This is a genomic window from Anatilimnocola floriformis (assembly GCF_024256385.1).
In the GTDB taxonomy this organism is placed as follows: Bacteria; Planctomycetota; Planctomycetia; order Pirellulales; family Pirellulaceae; genus Anatilimnocola; species Anatilimnocola floriformis.
This window is the reverse complement of record NZ_JAMLFW010000002.1, coordinates 984,594-1,009,468: the sequence shown is the minus strand read 5'-3', so window position 1 is coordinate 1,009,468 and position 24,875 is coordinate 984,594. Positions and strand designations below refer to the sequence as shown.

Genomic DNA, 24,875 nt, shown 5'->3' with positions numbered 1-24,875 from the left:
GAAACGTTTTCGATCAGCCGCGTGCCAATGAGCTCTACGGTACGAGTTCGCCGCCGCTGCGGGTGATGAAGCGGGAGACGATGCGGATGTCGGTATTGGCTTGCAGCAGCCGGACCGAACCATCGCCGAAGAGAACGTTGGCGCCGGCTGGATGAAAGCCGTAGATCTCGTTGTCGTTGCTGCAGTTGACCGCACACGGGCCGAACTTGGTCATGCCGTTGGGATGATAACCATCGAGCGTGAATTCGTTCTCATCGTCGGCCCAGGCGCCACCTTGCACGTTGGCCAGTGTCGATTTTTTTTGACCCGTGATGTAGGCGAAGGGCCGACCCGCATCTTCGACGATCCACATGGTGTTCGATAGCCCGTCGGTGATGTCTTTGAAATTGTGCAACCGGTTGTATTCGTTCGCATCGCGTTTGCCAGCCGTGATCAGCACGGCCAGGTCAGGACCAGGACGGCCGTTGAGCAGCATGACGCCGTAAGGCAGTTTGGCCGATTGTTCGTCGATCAAGGCACGATTGAAGAGCTCCTCGGAGTTGATTTCATTGGCCAGGCCGTAGTCGCCGCAGGCGGCGTGCACGGTCACGCCGTTGCTGGTGAAATCGTCGAAGCGTTTCGGCTGCGGCGTCGAAGGGCACGAGAAGCATTTCACATGTTCGGCATAGACCTTTTCATTCGGCGCGACGCGCCAGTCGATTTGCAGTGAGTATTTGTCGGCGAGGTTCTTCTGCTCGATGAACGGCAGTAGAAAAACTGCCCAGCTGTGCCGCTGGTCAGTCGTTCCCACGCCAGGAATGCTGAACTTGATATGCGCCTGCGACGGGAGCGTGCTGCCATATTCCTTGATGCGACCTGGCGGCAACGTCTGATACGTATCGTGAAAATTGTGCAGCCCAATGCCGATCTGCCGCACATTGTTGGAACACTGCATTCGCCGTGCAGCCTCGCGCGCAGCTTGGACGGCGGGCAGCAACAGTGCCACGAGGACACCGATGATGGCGATGACGACGAGCAATTCAACGAGCGTAAAAGCCGTTCTGTGCTGAGGGCGGTTTTTCATCGGCAGGATCCTACAGTTGAAAACGCGGCAGCCTGGTTTCCGGCATGGCAACCTTCGCTCGCAACGTGGCCGTGGCAGGGTTGTAGTGCTTGCCGATGAGTCGATCGTACGAAGCGTGATCGTCACGAGGCCGTTCACCTTGTGGCGTGCTGGGCTGCGTCATCCACTTCACCAGGACGACGTACTCCCCTTCCGGAGCGCCATCGGCGTTGCCGTCTTTTGTTTCATAAGTCTCGACGGCAAATGTGCCGTCGGCGCGGACCACGGCATGCGGCATACCGGCCAGCCAGCGCCCTGAGTTCGCATCGGCTGGATGAAATAACAATTCGGCGCCGCTCGCAGGCTGACCGCCGATGAACAATTCCCCTTGCGTCGGTACGCAGGGAAGTCGCGCCGCTGGCGCCGGTCCGCAACCGGCCAGCGCACCACACACGACCAACACGACAATCCAAGATCCTGGCAAACGGAACATCATGTTCAGATACTCGATGCTTGCCAGATGAAATCGATCAAAACAGTCGTGTCAGCTTAACGATCAGGGGGGACTACCCAAAGGCTTGTTCATCCATTCTTCACAATACGCTGAACAGCCGATCGGTCCCCATAAACGGCATGTTGAAATCGCCCAGGGTATCGCCGGTGCTCATGTAGAAATCGTCGTCGCCGGTGTAGCCATTGAGCGAATCGACCGAGCCGTCATTCCCCGCGCTGCTGCCGGAGAGAAGTCCTGCCGGACGTGAAGTTGCCCAGCTGTTGAGGATTGCCAGGAGCGCCAGGTCATTGGCATCGCCGGCGAGCGAACTTGCGGCGTTCGTTGTGTTGCCACCGAAGAGAATATCGGAGCCATCCTCACCATTGAGCGTGTCGGCACCCAGGCCGCCGATGAGCACATCGCTGCCGCTGCGGCCGACGAGCGTATCGCTGCCGCCACCGCCGACCAGCAGGTCGTTGCCTTCATCGCCGTAGAGCGAGTCGTTGCCGAGCCCGCCGAAGACGCGATCGTTGCCCATGCCGGCCGAAACCAGATCGTCCCCCTGACCCGCGTTGACGTAATCATCGCCAGCACCAGGGAAGATCTGATCGTTGCCGCCGCCGCCGTACATCACGTCGTTGCCACCAAGACTGCTGAGCGTATCGTTGCCGCCCGTGGGCAAGTCCTCTTCACCGACGTTGTCGCCCCAGATGATGTTGTTGCCGCCACTGGCATTGATTTGATCGTTGCCCGCGCCGCCGATGATGACGTCGTCGCCCATGCCGGTCGAAATGTAATCGTCGCCGCTGCCGGCATCGATCTGCATCGGAGAATTGACGTTCGTGACGACGACATAATCATTGCCGTCGCCGGCATTGACGATCAGCCGATTGCCGACGGGGTAATAGCCAGAACCGGAGTCGGTGCGAACCTGAACCACTCCCGCCGAAACCGGCGTGATGATGATCATGTCGCGATTCGGGGTACCGATCACCAGTAGGTCGCCATCGATGGGCGTGACAACCGACGTCAACCCTTGAATGGCCAATCGCACCACACCGGTATCACTGAACTGGCCGTCGCTCACGCTGAAGCTGAACGTATCGAGGCCGGTCGCGCCGGTCAGCGGAGTGTAAGTGAATGCGCCCGTGGCTGGATTGAAGTTCGAAATCGTGCCTAGCAACGGCGCGGAAGTAAGCGCGTAAGCCGGAGCTGGACCATCAGGATCGCTCGAAGTCAGCACGCCGTTGACCGGCGTGTTGAACTGCACCGACAACGTCTGATCGTTGGCCACCGGCGGATCGTTCACGTCGACGACTTGAATCGTAAACGTTTGCGTCGTCACACCGTCGTCGACATTGTTCAAGATTCCGTCGAAGCCCGCATCGCGAACGGTGACGGTGATCGTCGTCGTGCCGATCTGAGCCCCGGCGTTGTAGACCAGCGTGCCGTTCGTATTCGGCGAAACGTAACTGATGCTGGGATTGGGGATCAGCGCCGGATTGCTGCTCGTTGCCGAAATCGCGATGGTCTGCGATTCGCCGCCAGCCGTGATGCCGGTGAGACTGACCGACTGCGGCCCGGCATTTTGATTCACCGAAATGCTAGTGATCGGATTGAGCGTTGGCGGTTGATTGACCGGCGCGGGATTGACCGTGATGGTGAACGACTGCGGCGCGCTTTGGTTGACACCTCCATTGGCGGTGCCGCCGTTGTCTTGCGCGACGAGCGTGATCGTCGCCGTGCCAGTGAAGCCCGCTGCGGGGCGGAAAGTCAGTGTGCCGTTGCTGGCCACCGACGGTTGCACAGCGAACAGGCCGGAGTTCGAGTTGGCGGTCACGCTGAACGTGACGAGTTGGCCGGCTTCGTTCGTCGGCCCCGCCGAGATCGCGGTTGCCCAGTTCGAAATCGTTTGCAGTGCTGCGTTGTCGAAGACCGTTTGATTGGCGCCGACAGTGAACGACGGCGCGTCGTTGACTGGATTCACGGTAATCGTAAACGTTTGCGGGGCGGTCGTATTCGTGCCACCGCCGTTGTCCGAAAGTGTGACCGTGATCGTGGCACTGCCATTCGCGTTGGCGGCGGGCGTGTAAGTGAGCGTGCCATCGGCGGCAATCGCCGGAGCAACCGCGAACAGCGAAGGATTGCTGTTCGTCGCGATGTTGAACGTTAGTGCCTGGCCAATTTCGTCGGCAGGGCCGGCCGAAATGCTCGTCGCGAAGCCTGCGACCGTTTGCGGCCCGGCATCTTCATTCACGGTTTGATTGACCCCAACGACAAAGCTCGGCAAGTCGTTGACGGCATTTACGGTGACCAAGAAGGTCGTCGTCACGCTGCCGTCGTCGGCGTTGCCGGGAATCAGATCGATGCCGGAATCACGCACCGTAACCGTGATGGTCGAAGTGCCGCTCAGATTCGCAGCCGGCGTGAAGCTCAAGCTCCCCGTCGCATTCGGCGAAGTGTAGTTCACGTTCGGCGTGGGAATGAGCGTGGGATTGCTGCTGCTCACCGAGATGGCAATCGCTTGTGCCGGCACATCGCCGCCGTACGACACGCCACTGAAGTTGACGGTCTGCAAACCGGCGTCTTCGTTGATCGTCACAGCGCTGATCGGGCTGATGGTCGGCGGGCTGTTCACCAGCGGTGCATTGACGGTGATGGTGAACGTCACCGGTGCACTCGTCGCATTGCCGCCATTCGCCGTGCCGCCGTTGTCGACGCCCACCACGGTGATCGAGGCCGTTCCCTGTTGGCCGCTAGCGGGCGTGTATCGCAAGACACCGGCCGCGTCGATTGTCGGAGCACTCGAGAAGAGACCCGCGTTGGTATTGACCGTAACGTTGTACGTTACCGTCTGGCCACTTTCGTTCGGACCCACCGAAACGACGCTGGCAAAGCCATTCACCGTTTGGGCCGGAGCATTGAAGCCCACGGTTTGATTGCCGAGGACCGAAATGGTCGGTGGATCATTGACGGGGTTGACCGTGATCGTGAACGACTGCGGCAGGCTCGTATCAACCCCGCCGTTCGCCGTGCCGCCGTTGTCGGACAAGGTGAACGAAATCGTCGCCGTGCCATTAGCGTTGGCGGCCGGTGTGTAAGTCAGCGTGCCGTCGGCAGCGATCGTCGGAGGCGAGGAGAACAGCCCCGGGTTATTGTTTCCCGAGAGCGTGAAGTTCAACGTTTGAGTGCTTTCGTCGGCTGGTCCGCGCGAAATGCCCGTGGCAAAGCCCGGGACCGATTGCGGCCCGGCGTCTTCGTTCACCGTTTGATTGCCACCGATTACAAAGCTCGGCGCATCATTAACGGGATTGACCGTCACCGTGAACGTGCGAATCGTCGTCAAATCGTCGGCGTTGCCCGGAATCAAATCCAAGCCGGAATCGCGAACCGTAACCGTGATGGTCGACGTACCATTGGCATCGGTCGGGGGCGTGAACGTGAGCGTGCCGGTGTTGTTCGGCGACGTGTAGTTCACCGTCGGTGTGGGGACAACCGCCGTGTTGGTGCTGCTCACCGAGATCGAAATGCCCTGCTGGGTCGGATCGCCGCCGTCGGTGATGCCGCTGAGGTTGACCGTTTGCAGCCCGGCACCTTCATTGATCGTCACATTGCCGATTGCGTTAAGCGTCGGCGCGTTGCCGGGTGAGTTGACCGTGATGGTGAACGTGACCGGTAAGGTGGAATCGAGGCCGCCGTTCGCGATGCCACCGTTGTCCATCAGCACGACGGTGACGGTTGCGGTACCGGCCACACCAGTCGGCGTGTAGGTCAAAACACCGGTCGGCGAAATCGTTGGTTGGCTGGTGAACAGCCCGTTACTGTTGTTGGATACGTTGAAGGTCAACGTCTGCGTTTCGCCGCCACCCGCCGTGATGGCGGTCGCCCAGCCGTTCACGGTTTGCTGCGTGTTCGTGCCAAACGGCACCACTTGGTTAGGCCCGGGCGTGAAGGTCGGCCGGTCATTCACAGCAACGATATTGAACGATGCCGTGCCGGAACCCGACTGCGGCGAATCGAAGCCGCCATTCTTGCCGTTGTCGGTGATTGTGTAGCGGAACGACGCCGGCCCGTTGTAATTGGGAGTCGGTGTGAAGATCACATCCGTGCCGACGAGTTGCACCGTTCCGCCCACCACGTTGGTGAACGTCGACGAGATTGTCAGTGTTTGCGTGCTTTCGTTGGGCGCACCCGCATTGTCATTCAGCAGCAGCGTGGCGACAGGAATCACGATCGGCGCCGAATCTTCGTTGACATTCGGCAGCACATCGGCGCCCACAATCGGAGGATCGTTGATTTCCGACAGGCCGACATTGAAGCTATCTGTGTCGGTCGCAATGCCATCCGTCGTCGTCACCGTGATTGTCGTCGCGCTATCCGGCGGATTGGCCCGATTTAGCGCTGGCGTGAAGATGAGCGATTGCAGCGCGGCATTCACATTCGCTTGCGAGCCAACAATCCGCACCTGGGTGCCACCATTCAAGATCGAAACCGTCGCGGTACCGCTGCCGGCACTCGCCGTAAACGTGCCGTAGGTATTGTCAGGCACCGACACCGTTGTCGTCAGTGTGTCGCTCGCGTCCGCATCGCTCACCGAGATGCTGGTGATCGCCAGCGGTGTGTCTTCGGTTCCCGGCACCATGCCCACCGGGGCGGTGTTCACCGGAGGGTTATTCACCACTGCCGAGATCGTCATCAAGCCATCGACCGCGTCGGTGTTCGCATTCGTCGCGGCTGGAACCAGAGTCAGATCGTTAAAATCCGAATCAACCACCGAGAGGCCGCTGCGCAAGTTGAACCGCGTCGTCCCCGTCGCGCCGTCGACAATCGTGCCGCGTATCGTGAATAGTGTGATCGTGGTTCCCTGCGATAAGACTGAAGTTTGACTTCCCGTCGAAGCGGTAACCTGCAGCGTACCTGCTGACGGAATAACGTAACCTCCGCTGAAGCCCGCAGCGGCCAACTGACTGCCTACCGTCACGTTCGTCGGCGCCGACTGCGAACCAGGTATCGTCACCTTGGCTGGATCGAAATTGAAAGTTACATCCAAGCCGGAAATGGCTACTCCTGCCGGTTCGGTGACGGTGAAGTTGACGGGGATGTCAATCTGAATGCCTTCCGTTCCGGGATCGACATCGGTGGCAGTCAGATTCGTCGGAATCGAGACGGTGGCCAGCAGCGACCGATCTTCCAAGCGTTCGCAGCCCCCAAACAACCGACGGCGAGTTTGTCGAATACGTTCGGCAGCCCGCCGTTTGCGCGAGGTCCGAGACAGAGGAGCTAACAGGGAGCGAACGGTCATGGGAGCGAGTCCTGGTCGGGAATTTCGGCGGGATTAGCGGGGCAAATTGAAAGTTCACCTAGTTACTTCCATTCAAACTAGGCAGGAATGAAGGTCATGTTAGGAATCAATGAAGTTGCCCCCGGACGCGTCTTATTGGCGAGAAAACAGCGGTATTGGCCCCTGAATCGGGCGTGATTGCGAGTTCCGTTGCTGCAGCGATTGCTCCGCGGCCAGAATCGAAAGCAGCCCATCGGTCTCGTCGTTGGCGTCCCAAGTTGGCTCGGGCTGCAGTACCAGCGACGTCAGCTGCGCGTCATAAATTGCGGTGCGCGTTCCTCGGCCCGGCACGAGATTCAGTGAACTCGTTCCCGCTACTTCACTGGCCACGAGAAACTCCAGTACCACCAGCGTGCCGCGTTCTCCGGTTGTCAGTTCTGTCGCGCCGTTGCTGCTCCAAGCTCGAATTTCGATTTCCCCTGATCGTGCTGGACCGTACGTTCGCGCCACGCTGCTGAGGAGCGAGCCGCCTCGCACGCCGACCAAGCTGAGGGCGGCAGAGTCGTACTGGAGCGTCACGTCGGCCGCTTGCACGCTGATCGGCTGTGGATCGGTGGCCTCGAGCCAGATTGGAACTGCAATCAACTCGCCAACCCGCGCAACCAAATCGCGTGAAATGGAAATTCGCGGATCGGTCCCCGTCGGCGGCGGAGTGACAATGCCTGTTGGTAAGGCAGGAATGGTGCTAACCGGCAAGGACTGCAGCAAACGATAGATCAGGGCTGCATCGTCTGATTTGATTTCGCCATCGCCGCTGAGATCGGCCTCGATCACGGGATCCAGATCGCGATAGGCTCCAAATCCTGAATTGGTACCCGTCAACGCCCGCTGCAGCACGGGCAGATCGACCACGTTGTACGTGCGACTGGCATCGACATCGCCGAAGAACGCAGCGACATGCACACCGTTGTCGACTGCAACCGGCAGATTCGTCGCGCCGGCAGTGACCGTCGCTGCACTGAGCATGAGGACCTGTTTCGCGGAGTATGCCGCCGTCGCAGGAACGCTCGCAACCAAATTCAACAGCGTGAATGGCGCGTTGATAAAACTAAGTTGGGTCGCACTAGTTAACGAAACGACGAGTTGACCGGGCGTCGAACCCGCCGTGCTCAACAGAGCATCCGCAGCCACGCCGATCCCTTTGGTCACGCTGCTGATGGTGAGCAACGACGAGTCGTACTGCAGCGTAAACGCCACGCTCGTTAAACCCGCGCCGCGACTGATCGTCAGCGGAATGCCAGCCGTCGTATCGGCTGGCAGGTTCACAGCCTGGCCAAATCCGCGCGCGAAATCGGGCAGACTCAGCGTCACCGTATTCGCAGCCGCCGGAGCGACCACAAAACTCGCGTGATAAGAATCACCGGCAATTCCATTGCCGTCGCCATCGAGCTGATCTCCTTGCGCGCCGACAAAGCCCGCCTCGCCACTGCTTAGTGTGATGGTGTACGTATCCGCCGGCAGCGTGCCGAATGAATTGCTGATCAGTTGATAGCCGCCGGTCCGCACAAACGTGGCTTGGTTTCTCGTTGCATTCCAAATTAGCGAACCGCGAATGCTACCCGTCGTTGCGCCGACCAAGGTCACATCGCTCGCACCATACACACCGTTCTGGTCGTAAAGATTGACGCTCGTGGTATTCACCACGCCATTGAAGTTCACCTGAAACCCGCTCGCCGTTGGCGTAAGCGATGTCACTCGCAGCAGATCGTTGTCGATGATGGTCGCTGTATGAACTGTCGTTGCGCCCGCAATTGCATTCGTGGGCGTGCCCATCGTCACGACAATGGTTTCATTCGGTTCGTCGAGCGTGTCGTTCACGAGGTTGATCGTGATCGACGCGGCCAGGCTTCCTGCCGCAATCATCAGCGGGCTCGCAGTCGCCAGCGTGTAATCTGTCCCATTTCCGCTCGCGGTGCCGCTCAGCGTGAAGGGAACGGCAACGTTGGCAGTCGTCGTTGCCGACAGCTGAGCGGTAATCGTGATGCTCGTCGTTCCTTCGCTTGCTGTCTGAGTCGCTGCAGTGAACTGCACCGTTGCCGCGGCCGGCACAAAGTAATCGGCAACCACCGGCAAGTGATCCGAGACCGTCGTGAGCAGATTCAAAATCGTGGTGCGATTGGCCAGACCGGGCAGCGCAGCATTACCTGCGTCATTGATGTTGCTATTCACTCCCAGGCTGCCGTTGTTGCCGAACGTGTGATACGAACCAGCGCGGTACTCCAGGCCGGTTCCATTTGTCAATTCGCCCGACATCAGCTGAAAGTCAAAACGGTCATCGAGCCCACCGCCGGTGAAATTCTGATTCGTGGGATTGTTGGCCGGAGTTTGCGTCAGAATCGAGCGGAAGAAATTGTTGTTGTGCCAGGCCCCCGGCAAATTGATCGGATCAAACGCCTGGCCATTGCCCGCCGACAACAACGTCTGGTACGCCGCTTCGCTGCTCCCCTGCAGATTGAAATCGCCTGCGTAGATGATGTTCACGCCCTGGCCCAGCGCGTCGGCATCGGCGCGGATTGCCGCGGCCTCGATTGCGCGACGAGCCATTTCCTCATCGCCGTCACTCGACTTGTAGTGACTCACATACAGATAAAACTCGGTGGCCGCGCTGCCGCCATCCGGCCGCATGTGATAGCGGAGCGTTTGTCGGGGTTGTCCGCTGGAACTAACCACTCCGATCCCGACTTCATCGAGCAGATCGAGCGTTTGCGTGTTGTAAACAAATCCCACCGTATCTGCACCGCTGCCGCTACCGTTGAGCGAGCCGCGTGCATAAATGCCCGCACCATAGATCGCATTCAGCTGAATAACAGCGTCTGCCGTGGTGGTCGCCTGGCTCCGCACTTCTTGCAGTGCAACCAGATCCACGGGGCGCGCGAGACCGTTGGTCACTTCATTCCCAATCGCCTGCAACACAGTTCCCAGATCGCTCGCCGGCAAACCATTGCCTCGGCCAAAGCTGTTGTCGGTCGCATGGACGTTGTACGTAACAAACCGCAGATCGCCGGCCAGCAAGCTCCGCTGCTCCAAGAATTCCAAGCGCAAACGACGATGCTTGATTCCGTTCGAGGCAGGCATCTCGATTCCCTAGAAGTCTTCAGCGCAAGAATAAACCTTGGGCCGCGGCAGAAACGTCCCAAGGTTATTTGATTCGATTGATTTCGAAACGGAACCTACGGTCCGGTTTCGTTGACGTTGTCAGCAGCGTTGTTGGTGTTGACGACAACGGTCAGGCCGGTGTCGACGGCGAGGCCGATGCCGGTCGAACTGTCGGCGGTGTCCTTGGCGTCCGACCAACCGAAGTGAGCGCTCGAGGCGCCGCTGCCGGCAGCGCCGTAGGTGACGCCCGAGACTTCGAAGCTTTGATCAGTCGCGCCGATGGCGTTGGCCGTGTCGGCCAATTCGGCGAGCACCGCGTCGCGGAGCATCGTCCAACCGCTGACCAGGCCGATGACCAGGATGGTGACGATCAGGATCAGCTCGACGCTGACCACGAAGCCGCCTTCGTCTTTCCACAACTTACGAACGAGATTCTTCACAGCAAACTCCTCACACATGGGTTTAGAACGCAGACCTTTGGACTGAACTTGGAAACACAGACCGCCGACACGGCAAGTCATTGAGAACTTATTTCCTCGGCTGGCGAACAACTCACCGGCCGGTTGATTCACCATCCTCCCGATGGTGGCCGCCTGGTCACTGAGTGCACCAGGCAGCGAGAAGATTTTCCGATTCATTTCGAATTTCAGATGAACGTTGCGAGAATTAAGCGCCCGTCACATCGCTCACAAAGACCGTGATGGCCTTGTCGTAGAACAGACCACCCTGATCGGTCGTACGCACGCGGATCTTGTAGCTCGTCTTGAGCTCGTAATCGAAGCTGTTCACCGCGAAGAGTTGATTCCCCACGATCGTGAACAGGGCGTTGTCGTCACCACCGAGGCCCGACGCCAGCGAATACGTGTGGGTATCGCCCGAGTTCGGATCGGTCGGTGTGAACCAGCCGATCAAGGCGTTCGGCCCAGCGTTTTCGGGGATGATGCTGCTCGAGAGCACGAGTCCCGTCGGCGCTACGTTCACCGGGTTGGCGACCGTGATGGTGAACGTCTTCGTGATCGAAGCATTTCCCTGATCGGTCGACGTGATGCTGATCGTGTAAGTCGTTCCCACCGGTCCGATGACTGCGGCAGGGGCGACTTGCAGCACGTGGCTGTTGATGATGAACTTGCCCGCGTCAGGTCCACTCAGGGTGTAAGTGAACGTGTTGCCGGGGTTCGGATCGGTCGTCGTCAGGTTGCCGACCACCGTGGCCGCGGGAGCGGCGGGCCGCACCGTCAAGTTCGACAGGCTGATGTTGGTCGGTGCCTGGTTGCCGGTCTCGACCACGTTGGCGATGTAGACCGTCACGGCCCGCTCGGTCGACAGACCACCCTGATCGGTGCTGCGAATGCGGATCTGGTACGACGTCTTCGCCTCGAAGTCGAAGCTGACGTTGGCCCGCAGTTCGTTGGTGCCGGTCGGGATCGAGAACAATGCGTTGTCAGCGCTGCCGGTGCCACTCACCAGTTCGTAAGTGAACGTGTTCCCCGGGTTGGCATCGACCGACGTAAGGAAGCTCACCAGGTCGTTCGGCAGGTTATTCTCGGCGATCGAAGTCGCCGTGAGATTGATGAAGGTCGGCGCGACGTTGGCTGCATTCCCAACCGTGATCGTGAAGGCCTTCGTGAACGACAGGCCGCCCTGATCGGTCGAGGTGACGGTGATGTTGTAGACCGTGCCGACGGGTTCGATCACGGGCGTAGCCATCCGCAGCATCGTGCCAGCGATCATAAACTTCGCAGCGTTCACGCCACCCAGCGAGTAGGTGAAGGTGTTGCCGCTGTTCGGATCGGTGGTCGTCAAGTTGCCGATGACCGTGCCGGTCGGAGACGACGGTGCGACCGTCGATCCCGAGAGGGCGATGTTCGTCGGAGCCTGGTTACCTGTCTCGGGGACGTCGGTGACGAAGATCGTAAAGACCTTCTCAACCGATGCACCACCTTGATCGGTGCTCTTCACACGAATCGAGTAGCTGGGCTTCGTCTCGAAGTCGAGATTGCCATTCGCACGCAACTGGTTACCGCTGATGTTGAAGCTGGCGAAGTCGGTGCTACCCGTGCCAGTCGTCATCAGCGTGTAGGTGTGCGTGTCGCTCGGCAGGTCCGGATCGGTAGTGCTCAAGAGACCAACCACACCGTTCACACCGGCGTTCTCAGCGATCGTCGCGTTCGACAGGCTGATGTTCGTCGGATTGCTGTTGAGGTGATTCACAGTGATCGTCACCGTAGCCGAACTGCTGAGGTTCCCTGCATCGGTCACCGACACAGTCAGTGAGTACGACGGAGTAACCGCCGAGTTAAGAGTGTTCGCCACGGTGATCACACCGCTTGGGCTGATCGCGAAAGCGTTGCCCGTGTTGCCGCCAGTGATCGCGAACGTCTTGGTATCACCAGCGTCGACATCATTGGCGACGACCGTGCCCACCGTAAAGCCCGTGGCCACAGTGTCGAGCACCGAGAAGCTTTGGTTGGCGATCGTTGGAGCTTCGTTGACGTTCGTGACCGTCACGGCGATGGCTTTGTCACCCGAGAGCGAGCCGTCGCTGACGCGGACGATCAGGTCGTAGACGTTGTTACCACCGATGTCCCCGGGGTTCTCGAAGTTGGGAGCCGAGAGGAACGACAGCAGGCCCAGATCGTGATCGATCGTAAACTTCCCAGCGTCGAGTCCACCCACGATGCTGTAAGCCAGCGTGGCGATTGCATCCGGATCGAGACCGGTGACCGTCGTCACCGCGGTGGTGTTCTCAGCAACGCTGAAGGCATTACCGCTGGTGATCGCCGGGGCTTCGTTGACATTGGTGAGGTTGATCGTGATCGTGGCACTGGCCGACAGGCTGCCGCCGTCAGTGACGCTCACGGTCAAGCTGTAGCTCGGAGTCGCTTCGAAGTTCAGCAGCGAACCGTTTGCGACCGTGATCGCTCCGGTGCTGGCGTTGATCGCGAAAGCACCACTGCTGTTGCCAGCGGTGATCGCAAAGCTCTTCGAGTCGCTCGCATCGACGTCATTAGCAACCACCGTGCCGACAGCCGCTCCATTCGCACTATTCTCGGCGACCGAGAAGGTTTGCGGAGCGATCGTCGGGGCCGAGTTCACGTTCGTGACGTTGATCGTCACCGTGTTGCTCGCCGAGAGATTGCCGCCATCGGTCACGCTCACCGTCAGCGTGTAAACCGGCGTGGTGTTGAAGTCGAGCTCAGCGGCCACCGTGATCACGCCGCTGGCACTGATCGCGAAGGCGTTGCCGGTGTTGCCACCGGTGATGGCGAACGTCTTGGTGTCGGCTGCATCGACGTCGCTGGCCAGCACCGTGCCGACCGTCGCACCAATCGCCGCTTGTTCCGAGACGCTGAAGGACTGAGCACCGATCGTCGGAGCTTCGTTGACATTCGTCAGCGAGATCGTCACCGGGACACTCACGGGATGAGTTCCATCGGTGACGCTCGCCGTCAGACTGAAGGTGTTCGTTCCTTCGAAGTTCAGCACCGCACCACTGGCCACGGTGATCGCGCCAGTGCTCGGATTGATCACAAAGTTGCTCGAACCAGTGCCGCTGAGCGAATAAGTCAGCGAGGCTCCGGCATCAGGATCTGTTGCCGAAACAGCACCGACGGCAGCTCCCGTCGTCGAGTTCTCGGCCACCGACAAGCTGTAGCTGGCGGCGCCGAACGTCGGAGCTTCGTCCACGTTTGTCAGGTTGATCGTCACCGTTGCCGATGACGATACCGGCGAAGCACCATCATCGGTCACGGTCACAGTGAGCGGGAACGACGGAGTCGTTTCAAAGTTCAACTGCGAGCTATCGGCTACGGTGATCGCACCGGTGCTGGCGTTGATCGCGAACGCGCCCGAGGCGTTGCCGCCGGTGATCGCGTAGCTCAGCGTCTGGCCCACATCGGCGTCGCTGGCGACAACCGTTCCTGCTGCCGCACCATTCGCACTGTTCTCGGCCAGGCTGAAGGCTTGGTTGGCGATTGTCGGCGAGGTGTTCGTCGAGAGCGTCACGTTGTCGATGGCCAGCATGTCGTCGTTGCCGGCATCGTTCAAGTCCTTCCAGCGAAGGAAGAGCGTGGCGCCCGGCGCCCAGCTGACTCCCGTCACCGTCGCCGAGACAGCCGTGCGATTAGCTGCGAGGTTGCCATCGAGCACCACATCGGCGCCGGTCACTGCAGCGGCGACTGGCGCGGTGAAGTCGAGGGCCGTCACCGAGGTGAAGCCGGTCGTCGCGCCCAGCGAAGTGGCCGTCGTGCTGTAGTCGAACGTCAGCTTATTGACGGCCGAGGCGTGCACGCCATCCTTCCACTGTTCACCGACAAAGCTCAGCGTGAAGTTGCTCAGCGGCGCGCCGCTGTTGTTCACAATCGCCAAGCCCAGATAGGCTTGCAGGCTGCCGGACGAGAACGCACCCAGCGACCGTTCGTTCGAGCCAGGATTACCGTAAAGGAAAGTATCCCCCGTGGTCGAAGTGCCGCTGTCGATCTGAATGCTCTGCTCAGCGTTGCCGCCCACCGTGCCGAACGTACCGCCGTATTCGATCACGCTCCAACCAGCCGGCAGAACCATCGCCGTCGGCAACGTCAACCGATCGGCAGGAACTGGCGTCGGCAGTAGGTTATCGAAGTTCTGCGTATACACGCCCGTGAACGAAGCCGGTCCAACCGGCGCCACGATGTTGATGTTCACCACGACACCGGTGATCGTGTTCGCACCATCGCTGACCGTCACGGTGAAGCTATCGGTTTGGCCAGCCGTTCCCGTCGTGCCGGTGTAGCGAATCGCGTTGCCGAGCGAGCTACTGGCGTTCAGGTCGGTCGAGGTGAACGACGTGATGGCTGCACCGTTCTTCGTTAGCGTGCCGCGAGTCGGCGCACTGGTGATGGTGTAGGTCAGCGTGGCGTTCTCCGGATCGGCAAAGCTCAGCAGCGCACTGCCGAGTTGAATCACCTGGCCGGGATTGATCGTGATCGTCCGGTTCAACGTTTGAATCGGCTGTTCGTTGACGTTCGTCAGGTTGACCGTCACCGTCGACGTGGTGACTGCGGAAGTGGAATCCGTCGCAGTCACCGTCAACGTGAACGTCGGCGTGACCTCAAAGTTCAGCTGCGAGCCATCATTGACTTGAATCACACCGCTGCTGTTGATGCTGAAGGCACCAACACCCGTGCCGTTGCCAGCCGTGATCGCATAGCCAGTGATCGTCACACCGGTATCCGGAACCGCCGTGGCCGTGCCCACCGTGATGCCATTCGCCGTGTTCTCCGGCAGCGAGAACGTCTGATTCGCAAACGTCGTCGGTTCCACGACGTTGGTGAGGTTGATCGTGACCGGAGCATTCACCGTCGCGGTGCCATCGCTAACCGAAGCCGTGAGCGCGAAGCTCGCCGTCCCTTCGAAGTTGAGCGTCGCGCCCGCAGCCACCGTGATCGCACCCGTGCTCGGGTTGATCGCGAAGTTGCTCGAACCAGTGCCGCTCAAGCTATAGACCAGCGTGGTCCCCGCATCGGCGTCGTTGGCCGATACACTTCCCACGGCAGCGTTCGTAGCCGAGTTCTCCGGCAAGCTGAACGTATACGGCGAGCCCACGAACACCGGCGGGTTGTTGACCGGAGCCGCAAACACCACCGCACCATCGACGGAGTCGGTATCCGCATTCGTCGGCGCCGGAATCAACGTCAGATCGATGAAGTCGGTATCAACGACCGACGCCCCACTCCGCAGATTCAGCTTCGTCGTTCCCGTCGCTCCCGCCACCACCGTGGCTCGAATCGTGAACAGCGCGCCCACCGTGCCGAACGCGTACTGCGGCGAGGCGCCTCCCGACGACGCCGTTACCTGAACCAGGCCCGGCGAAGGAATCGTGTACGCCCCGCTGAAGCCTGCACCGGCCAGAAAGCTGCCGAAGCTCAAGCTCGTCGGCGCTCCCGCCGAACCGGGAATCGTCAGCTTCGTGGGGTCGTAGCTGAATGTCAGATCAAAACCATTCATCGTGATGCCCGACGGTTCCGTCACTTCCAGCATCACCGGAATATCAACCTGAATTCCATTCGCGGAATTTCCATCCGCATCGACCGACCCCGACAAGTTATTCGGGATGAACAACTTCGGATCCGGACCAGGAGTTCCCACCGGCGGCGTCACGCCCACCGGCAGCGCCGGAATGTTCGGCACCACAATGTTCAAAATCTGCCGCTGCACGAAGCCGGTATCTGCAGCTGCGAACGACAAGCTGTGGTTGATGTCGCCGACGATATACGGATCGGCCAATTGGTAGGCCGCGAAGCCCGAATTGATTCCCAAGATCGCCCGCTGGATCAGGCCTGTATCGGCTGCGTTGTACGACTGCGAGCCATTGACGTCGCCGAGGAACGATGAAATGTGCAAACCGTTGTCGATCAATGTCGGCAACGGGCCAGAGCTCACGCTGCCGATTTGCACGTTGGTGAATGTCAACAAATCTTTCGCGGCGTAAGTTGCCGTGTCGGGTACGGCCGATACAAACTCACCCAGCGAAAGCGCGTCGGCAGTGGCCGCGAAGGCCGAGGCACTGCTCATCGTAACTTGCACCACGCCTGGGCTGACCGCCGTAAAGGTCGCCGAAGCGCCCACGATTGCCGGATTGACCACGAAGCTGGTGACCGACAGCAACGTCGGATCGAAGTTCAAACGGAAGCTGACGCTGGCCACATTCGTGCCGTCGCTGATCACCACTGGCAGCCCAGTGGCCGCCGTGTTCGGCACTCGCACTGCCTGGCCATAACCGCGGGCGAAGTCGGGAACGCTAATCGTGACCGTTCCCGTCGCTGGCGTCGCCACGTTGAACGTCGTCGTGTAGTCTCCCGCCGTCGCGCCAGCGAAATCTCGCAGGGCATTTCCGGCCAGGTCGACAAAGCCGTCGGCGGCGTTGCTCCGCAGCGTCACCGTGTAAGTATCTGGCGCCAGAATTCCCGGCACACGACCGGCCGCTTGGGCAACGCCCGTTTCGGTCGTCAGCATGCCGGTCTTGATGAACGTGAATGCCGTGTTGGTGCTATTGAATACCACCGAGCCGCGAACCGCGCCGGTAGTCGTACCCACCAAGGTCACGTCCGCCGCGCCCAAGATGCCGCCAGCACCCGTTTGCTGGTAGAGATTCAGATTCGCGGGATTGACCGGCCGATTGAAGGTCACCACAAAACCAGTCGCCGTCGGCACGATGCTGGCGATCGCGAGCGGACCGGCGCTAATCGCCACACTGCCATCGACATTCGCATCGGTACTGCCATCGGTGATTGCAGGACCGAGCAAGAACAAGTTCGGCGTGGCATCGCTGATGTTGGTCGCGGCTCGCAGATTGAGCTCGCTCGCTCCAGCGGCTGCCCCGGCAGCAACGTTGAAGGTGACGTTCGCCAGCGTCACGGTCGTGCCACTGGTGATCAACGCGCCCGCAGTTCCGGTCGCAGTGAAGACCAAGTTGCCGGGAGTGCTGCTGCTGGTATCGAGGCTGAAGCCAGCGAGCGGTCCACCGGCCAGATTGATCGAGTTGAAGGTGAACTTCGAGGAATCGTAAGCGAGCGAAATGACCGCGCTGCTCACGGCAGCGCCATCGACTTCGGTGACGTTGAGATTCACGGGCACAACAAGCGTGCCACCGGCGTTCGCCGTGAGTGTGGTCGGAATGAAGACTCGGCCTTCGCTCCGATCGGTCACGTTGATCGTCACCGTGCCATCGGTCGACAAGGCAGGGCCGCCGTTGTCGGTGACGCGCACCGTCGTGGTGTAGCTCGGAGTCGTTTCGAAATCGAGCGCGTCGGTCACCGTTATCTGGCCGGTCGTCGCGCTGATCGTAAATGGCCCACTGACCTGCGTCGGCGAACCAGAGACCACGAAGGCATAGCTCAGCGTTTGTCCGGCATTGGCATCGCTCGCGACCACCGTTCCCACCGTGGAGCCACTCGCGGCGTTTTCGGCCACGCTGAACGATTGAGCGTTGATCGTCGGCGCGGTGTTGCCGCCGAACGTGAAGTTGACCGTGCTCAGCACCTGAGCGCCAGTCGAAGTGGTCCAGTTCGCTTTGTCGGCAACCAAGGCTCGCAGCTCAGCCGCCGTGCCATTCGTCGTGCCGGTGTATTGAGCATTGCCGATCGTTCCCGTCGCGGCCAACGGTGCAACCGCCGAAGTGCCGATCGTCAGCTGACCAGGCAAATAGGTCGTGGTCGAATCGACCACCTCGCCCGACAGATACAAGTTGTTGGTGTTGACTGCGAACAGGAACGTCGGCACGAAGGAAGCGCCGACATACGCGATCAAGCTATCGCCCGTGCCGTTGAGACCAAAGCTCCCCGCCACGGCAGCAGTGCCGCCGCCGGTGACGGTGAGAACCGTGCCATCGACTTGAATGATCACCTTAGTCCCCGCGGCGAGACCGCCAGCAGGAGCCGTATAAGTCACCGTTCCTTCCGTCAACGTGAAGCCAAAGCCATCCCAGCCGTTGTCGGTGAAATTGATCGGCGAGTTCGGCTCCAAGTTGACCAGCGGCACGAACGAGAACTGATCGGGGTTCGAAGTGTTGATGCCCGTGAGCACCACATCGCCAGCCGTCAGCGCTTGATAGTCGTCGTTAACGATCGCGGCCGTTGCGATCGGGCTCGCCAGCGTCGCACCGTTCGTCGGATTCGACAACGTGACGGCAAACCGCTCGGTCGTTTCGATGCTGGTGTCGCCGATCACGTTGACCGTGATCGTCTTCACCGCTTCGTTCACGGCAAAGCTCGTTAGCCCCGTCGGGAACGCGCCGTTTTCGAAATCAGCTGCGGTGGCTGGGCTCGTTCCCGAACCGGAAACGGTCCAAGTCACATCGACGGCTGTCGACAGATCGCCCGCGCGAGAAATCGTGAAGGTGTACGCCGTCAGGCCGCTGTTGCCTTCCGACTGCGAAAGCGAACCCAAGCTGGTGCTGATCGACAGACCGCTATTGGGAACACCCGGGCTGACATTGGCGCCCGGCGGCAGATTGGCGGTGGCTTTGTTGGGGTCGTAGGTGACGCTCGAGGGAGTGCCCGTGTCGGCAATATCGCCACCGTACCAGGCGGCAGAGGAGAGCGGCGTGGTGTTGTTGTAAATGCGTGACGCGGCATCGGGAGTGCCGGAGCCATTCAGCGGGAAGGGCTCGTTATGGATTTCAGCACCACCATAGACCTTGCCTGCATACAGACCCGCATTGGCATCTGAATTGTCGGTCCAACCCACGGCGTCGACGAGCGAGGCACCTGCCGGCAGATCGAGCGTGCCGTCGTCGTTGGTGTCGAGGTCCATGTCGAGGGCCAGCGGCGTGGGGCTGAAGATAATCGCCATGGTCTGGGCCGTGTTGATCAAGCCTCGGCCATTCGCGACGTCGAGCAGCGAGCTGCCAACGACAGTCGTCGGCCCGCTGACCGTATGGCCACCGGTTGTCGCTGCAATGATCAGCAAGCCGTTCGATCCCAGCGTGGCGTTGCTCAGTTCGCTCATGAACCAGACGTTGCCCGTGTTAGCTGGCGTGACCGAGCCGCCGTCGATTTGCACGACGTAGTAGCTGCCCAGCGTGGTGCCAGGCGTGCCGCGAACCTCGATGTATTCGTACGGGCGGTCGTTGTTCGTCGGCGGGTTGGCGACGAATTCATTGAGCAACACTTGCGAAGCCTGTTCGTTTTCGCGAATGGTCAGCACGCTCGTGGTCGTGCCGGCGAGCGTAGCGCCACCGGTCGGATTCGACAGGGCCAGGTTGATGGTCTTGTTGGCATTTAGCGTCAGGTTGTCGGTGATCGGAATCGTGAACGTCTTCGGCGTGTTGTCGCCATTGGCCCAATTCAACGTGCCGCTGGTCGTCGTATAGTCGGTGCCAGCCACTGCCGTTCCGCCGGGAACCGTGCTGTAGTTCACCGCGATAGCTCCGGCCGCGTTGCTCACGCGATTTACCGTCACCGTAGCCGTTACGCCGTTCTCGGTAACGTTGTAGGTCGGCGAGCTGAACGAGAGGGATCCATTGGGCGCGGTGGTGTTTGCCGAGAAGGCGAAATTATCAACGGCCAAACCGTCGTCGTTGCCGGTGTCGTTGATGTCGGTCCAACGCAAAATCAAATCCGTGCCAGCCGCCCAGCTAATACCGCTGATCGTCTTCGTGATCCCAGCCGTGAGCCCCGCGGTGTTGCCATCAATGGGTCCTTCGGTGCTGCTCGTGACCGGAGCCGTAAAGTCGAGGCCGCTTTCTCCCGTAAAGCCAGTGCCATCGATCGTGCCGCCCGGCGCGACACCAATGGCGTACTCAAAGTCGAGGACGTTGGCGCCAGTTGAAGAGCCCACGCCATTCCGCCATTGCTCGCCATCGAACGTGATCGTGAAAGTATCGAGCGTCGAGCCTGTCGTATTGCGGATGACAGCGCCGAAACGCGAAATCGTTGTGCCCGATGCTGTCGAGCCGAGAGCCCGATCGCTCGCGCCGGTCGCTCCATAGCTGTAGATCGATCCCGAACCGCTCGCGCCATCATTCACATTGAAGAGAGCGTTGTTGCCGGTGCCTGCATACTTCGAGAAATACCAGCCGGTGATCGGCGTGCTCGCGAATTGCGTGTCGGCCAGGTGGAACGGGCCGTTCCCGGACAAGGTCACCGTTCCGGTGTTGATCAGCGAGTTGAAGTTCTGCGAGTAAGTGACGCCAGCCGCGTTGTAATTGACATAGGTAGGAGCTGCGACCACATCGAGCGTGCCGACGAACGGACTCGAGTTGCTCGCTTGGAAGCCCGCGCCGGGAATAAAGAAGGCTTGAATGTTGTTGTACGTTCCTGCCGGCACCGTGGTGGTGACGATGTTGAACGTACCATTCACGCCCGTGCCGCCAATCGATGTCGTCGTGGCGAGCAGCGTGCCGCTCGATCCGCCATTGCGAATTTCGATCGTGCCGGCTGGAGTTCCGCTGCCGCTGCCGGCGACTACCGTTCCCGCAAACGTGATATTGTCACCAGCGGCCGCGTTGACCGGAGTAACCGTCGTCAACGCAGTCGTGGTCGCAGCCGCCGACGAGGTAACGACCGAAGTTACCTGGAAGTCATAGCTCCCTTCATCGGGATCGTTGTTGGCGATGGTGATCGTCGCGGTCTGCGTGGCCACGATCGTCGGAATCATCCGCACGACGAAAGTCGCCGAAGCGCCAGCCGCGATAGTGCCGGACGGCTGCGTGAGGATCGAGAAGTTGCTGCCGCCGCTAATCCCGACAAAGTTGGGACCGCCCGACAGTACCAGCGGCTGCGCGCCGAGGTTCTGAATCGTAAAGGTTCGATCGATGGCCGCGCCACCTTGCACCGCTGCGCCAAAGTCCGTGCCGTCTGCCGTGCTCGGAGTATTGTCGCCGTCGGCGATGTTCAGGCCGCTCCCTTGAATGTTGATTTCGGGAGTTTCCACGATCGTAAAGACGGCCGAGGTGCCCGGCGGCGAGATCGAGTTATCGCTGAGCAACCAGTTGCTGGCCGTGTTGATCGAAGCCCGCACGACTGCCGGCGAGCCGGACTCGATGGAACCAGCGATGTTCGGATCGTATTGCCCGTTGTCGATATTGCCGATCGACACAGCGTTCGTGCCCAGCACCACGCCGGCCGGGAAGGTCGAGGGAACTTCACCGAAGTAAACAGCGGCGAGCACAGTTCCCGTCAAGGCATTCGTGCCGCCGAACGTCGGATTAAAGACCGCGTGAATCGACTCGCCACTGGTCGACAAGCCGAAGGCTGCGTTGGCATCGACTGCGCCGGTCGTTGGCACGATGCCGGTCCATTCCGGAGTATTGGCTACGCTTCCGCCACCCGGCGCTGACGCAAAGGAGAACGTGGTTCCAGCGGTTACTGCCGTCTGTGCCACCCAGCGCAGACCACTTTCATTGGCCTGGAACGCGGTGCCATTGAAAGGGCTGTCGAAGAAGTAAATCGTGGTGCCGACGCCCATATCGCGGAGCGCGACAAATTGGAAGAAGTCCGAATCCGGCGCACCCGAATCAGAGTGAACGGCAGTGAACGCGATATCGCCGATCACCAGCGGCGTGGCAGCATTCAAGTCAATCGTGAGCGTATTGGCCGTTTGATCCAGATCGACACCGCCATTCGCCGTGCCGCCGTTGTCCTGCACTTGGAACGTGAAATTGGCGTAGTTCAACCCAGCCGTCGCGCCACCAGCTGCGGCAAATTTCAATTTGCCGCCGAGGATGTCGGCCACCGGAATCACATCGTTCACGCCGACGGCAACATTGTTGCTCGTCAAAGTGCCAACGGCTGGCAGACTGGCGATCTTCACTGCGAGCAGCGTATTCGCGGGAGTATCAGTCGCATCCGCAAAACCAAAGTCGTTGGGAACGAAGACATAACCGGCTGCGATCGAGGCAGTGACCGTCTTGTCGGCGCCGGCCGGAGCGTCATTCACGCTCGTGACGTTGAAGGTAAAGGCATTGGCCGAGCCATCCAGGTTTTGTCCACCGCCGGCCAGGCTGCCGTTGTCTTCCACTTGGAAAGTGAGCGTGGCGTAAGCGATCCCATTCGCATTGGCGACCGGCGTGAAGAGGAGGTTCGGGATATTGGCTACCGTGACGAAGTCACCCGCAGCAACCGGGCTGCCACTGAGAGTCAACGTTCCCGCCGTCGGCAACGTAGTGATCTTCACCCGCGCGAAGGCATCGGCAGGCGTATCGTTGGGATCGCTAAAGCCGAAATCAGCCGCGGCAAAGGTGTACGTGCCGTCTTCATTGAACGTGACGGTCTTGTCGGTTCCTTGCGGAGCCTGATGGGCGGCGGCTGGAGCTTGCGTGGTGAAGGTCGCCACGGACGAATAGCTCGTGCCGCTGGCATTGATCGCGTAGGCCTTGAACGAATAACCCGACGACGCCGTCAAGGGAGAGACGCTCGTCGTGAAAACTCCCGTCGTCGTTCCGCCTTCGACAACTTTGATAACTCCCGAGCCGCCAATGAGCGGATCGGCGTTGTCGGATGTCAGTGAGTAAACAACGCCGCGCTCGGTGATGCCAGTTCCGGCGGTGATGTTACCACCCAGCGTGGCAGCCGTTTCAGTGATGGCCGCGCTCGTCGGAGAAGTCACCGTTGGCGAAGCAACGACCGAAAAAGTCCAATCAGTCGTCGCGCCTGGAGCCACATTTTCCCAGTTCGCAGCCGTATTTCCAATGGCCGCGAGAAGGGTTGTTTGGTTGCCTGAATAGCTTGCGCCCGTGGTCTTATACCGTCCAAAGGAGCCAATGGTGGGCGTGATGAACGTACTGCCGGTCGTCAGGCCCAAGGGCCGCTGGCTCGGCGAAGTGCCAATCGCGGCTCCATAGATAAATGCCGTCGGCGTGGTGCTGGTGGAGGTCGGAGCAGTGTAGATGTAGATCTCGTCGTTGTTGTTACCAAGACCAAAGCTCGACGTGGTGGAATAGTCATAGGCAGTCGCAGAGACCGCGCCAGCTCCCCAAGGCAGGCTGATTACCGTTCCGGCGGGAATCGACTGGCCATTCTTGACCGTAAAGGTGGCCACGCCTTCCGCCAGATCCGTGAACGCCGCGCCGCCATCGGCAGCAATTTCATTGTCGCCAATGAAGAAGGTCGTTCCCGCCGACAGATCGCGTAAGGCGACGATCATGAAGAAGTCATTGGGGCTACCTTGAGTGTTGTAGCCCACCACGGCGACGTCACCGGCAGCCAGCGTCGCGCCGACCGGGGCGTTTACGGTCAAGGTCGACCCAAATGCAGCGGAGTTGCTGCCCGAAAATCCCGCCGTGGGAACGTAGAAGGCCTGCAGATTGTTGTAAGTGCCAGTCGGCAACGTATTCGAGGTGATGGTGAACGCGCCATTCACGCCGCTACCAGTGATGGGAGCGGTGGCGAGCAACGTGCCGGCCAAACCACCATTGCGAATTTCAACGGTACCTCCAGGAGTAGTCGTTCCACTATCCGCGACCACAGTGCCTGAGAACGTCACGTTGTCTCCACCAGTGACCGTTAGCGGGGTCACCGTGGTCAGAGACGTTGTGGTGGAAGTATTCACACCCACGGCATCGACCGTGCCGCGAATATCAAGACCGTACTGACCAGCAGCAGGAGAATTGAACCCCCAGCCACCTGTCGTAGTCTGGCCACTTGCATAGTAGCGCAAAGTAACCGTGGTGCTGTCGGGCACGTGCTGCAACGCGGTAATACCACTCAAACTGATTTGCGGCATGGCTGCATCAGCGGTGAGGCTGAACGGCGAACCAATCAACGTAAAATTCGTGCCATCCGTGCTGTAGGCAAACTGTCCAGAAGCGCCAGGGGCCGCGCGAAAAGTCGCAGTACCGGCGAAGCGGGCATCGAGCGTGCCCAAATTCAGTTCAAAGCCAGGAGACGCCGAAATGGTCGCCTGGAAGTAATCGGTGTTGGCAGTAGAGATTCCATTGTTCTGAAATCCAGTCGTGCGGAAAGAATTGCTCGCTGTGCTCGCTGCCGCAGTAGCGCCGCGGGTTACGTTGGTTGAAGCATCTAAGTTCGATGCCACGAAGTCGGCAGGAGAAGTCGCGACACCCGTGTTTTCACCAAAGAAGTCCCAGGAAAGCAGCTGCGCCATCAGAGAGCGATCTTCCAGCCCTTCAACTTGACCCTTCCGAAACTGATTAAAAAATTCCCGCCGGCGCTGCGAAGTGACCGACTTGCGTGTGCGACGTCCAAACAAGCTACGAAACATGTCCGCCAGATTCTTGAACATCGACAAGGTCCTTACGGGAGATAGATGACTGCTGTGGGCGCGGGCCAGATACGACTGCAATACGAAACAAGCACTCGCGCTCACGGCGCTGGAGTGCTGAAGTTGTGCGAGCGTGCGTGCGGGAACGAACACCAGCGAGAGGATTTCTGCTGGCTGCTCAGGCAGACTGGGCAATTGGCGGT

At 60.1% G+C, this 24,875-nt stretch carries 6 protein-coding genes; all 6 read right to left on the bottom strand.

Annotated elements, in window-relative coordinates; genetic code table 11:
• Window positions 1-34: 34 nt before the first annotated feature.
• The 6 genes from M9Q49_RS28580 to M9Q49_RS28555 all read right to left on the bottom strand — a co-directional run bounded on the left by M9Q49_RS28580 (window position 35) and on the right by M9Q49_RS28555 (window position 24,693).
• Window positions 35-1,063, bottom strand: coding sequence for a DUF1559 domain-containing protein (locus M9Q49_RS28580; protein WP_254512718.1), 1,029 nt, complete (start codon window positions 1,061-1,063; stop codon window positions 35-37).
• Window positions 1,064-1,073: 10 nt separating this feature from the next.
• Window positions 1,074-1,535, bottom strand: coding sequence for a hypothetical protein (locus M9Q49_RS28575; protein WP_254512717.1), 462 nt, complete (start codon window positions 1,533-1,535; stop codon window positions 1,074-1,076).
• Between the two features lie 100 nt (window positions 1,536-1,635).
• A complete protein-coding gene (locus tag M9Q49_RS28570; protein ID WP_254512716.1) occupies window positions 1,636-6,837 on the bottom strand; it encodes a beta strand repeat-containing protein in 5,202 nt (1,733 codons plus the stop codon).
• Window positions 6,838-6,969: 132 nt separating this feature from the next.
• Window positions 6,970-9,951, bottom strand: coding sequence for a cohesin domain-containing protein (locus M9Q49_RS28565; RefSeq protein ID WP_254512715.1), 2,982 nt, complete (start codon window positions 9,949-9,951; stop codon window positions 6,970-6,972).
• A gap of 95 nt (window positions 9,952-10,046) precedes the next feature.
• Window positions 10,047-10,412, bottom strand: a complete 366-nt coding sequence (locus M9Q49_RS28560) for a Flp family type IVb pilin (RefSeq protein WP_254512714.1) — start codon at window positions 10,410-10,412, stop codon at window positions 10,047-10,049.
• A gap of 226 nt (window positions 10,413-10,638) precedes the next feature.
• A complete protein-coding gene (locus M9Q49_RS28555) occupies window positions 10,639-24,693 on the bottom strand; it encodes a cadherin domain-containing protein (RefSeq protein ID WP_254512713.1) in 14,055 nt (4,684 codons plus the stop codon).
• Window positions 24,694-24,875 lie beyond the last annotated feature (182 nt).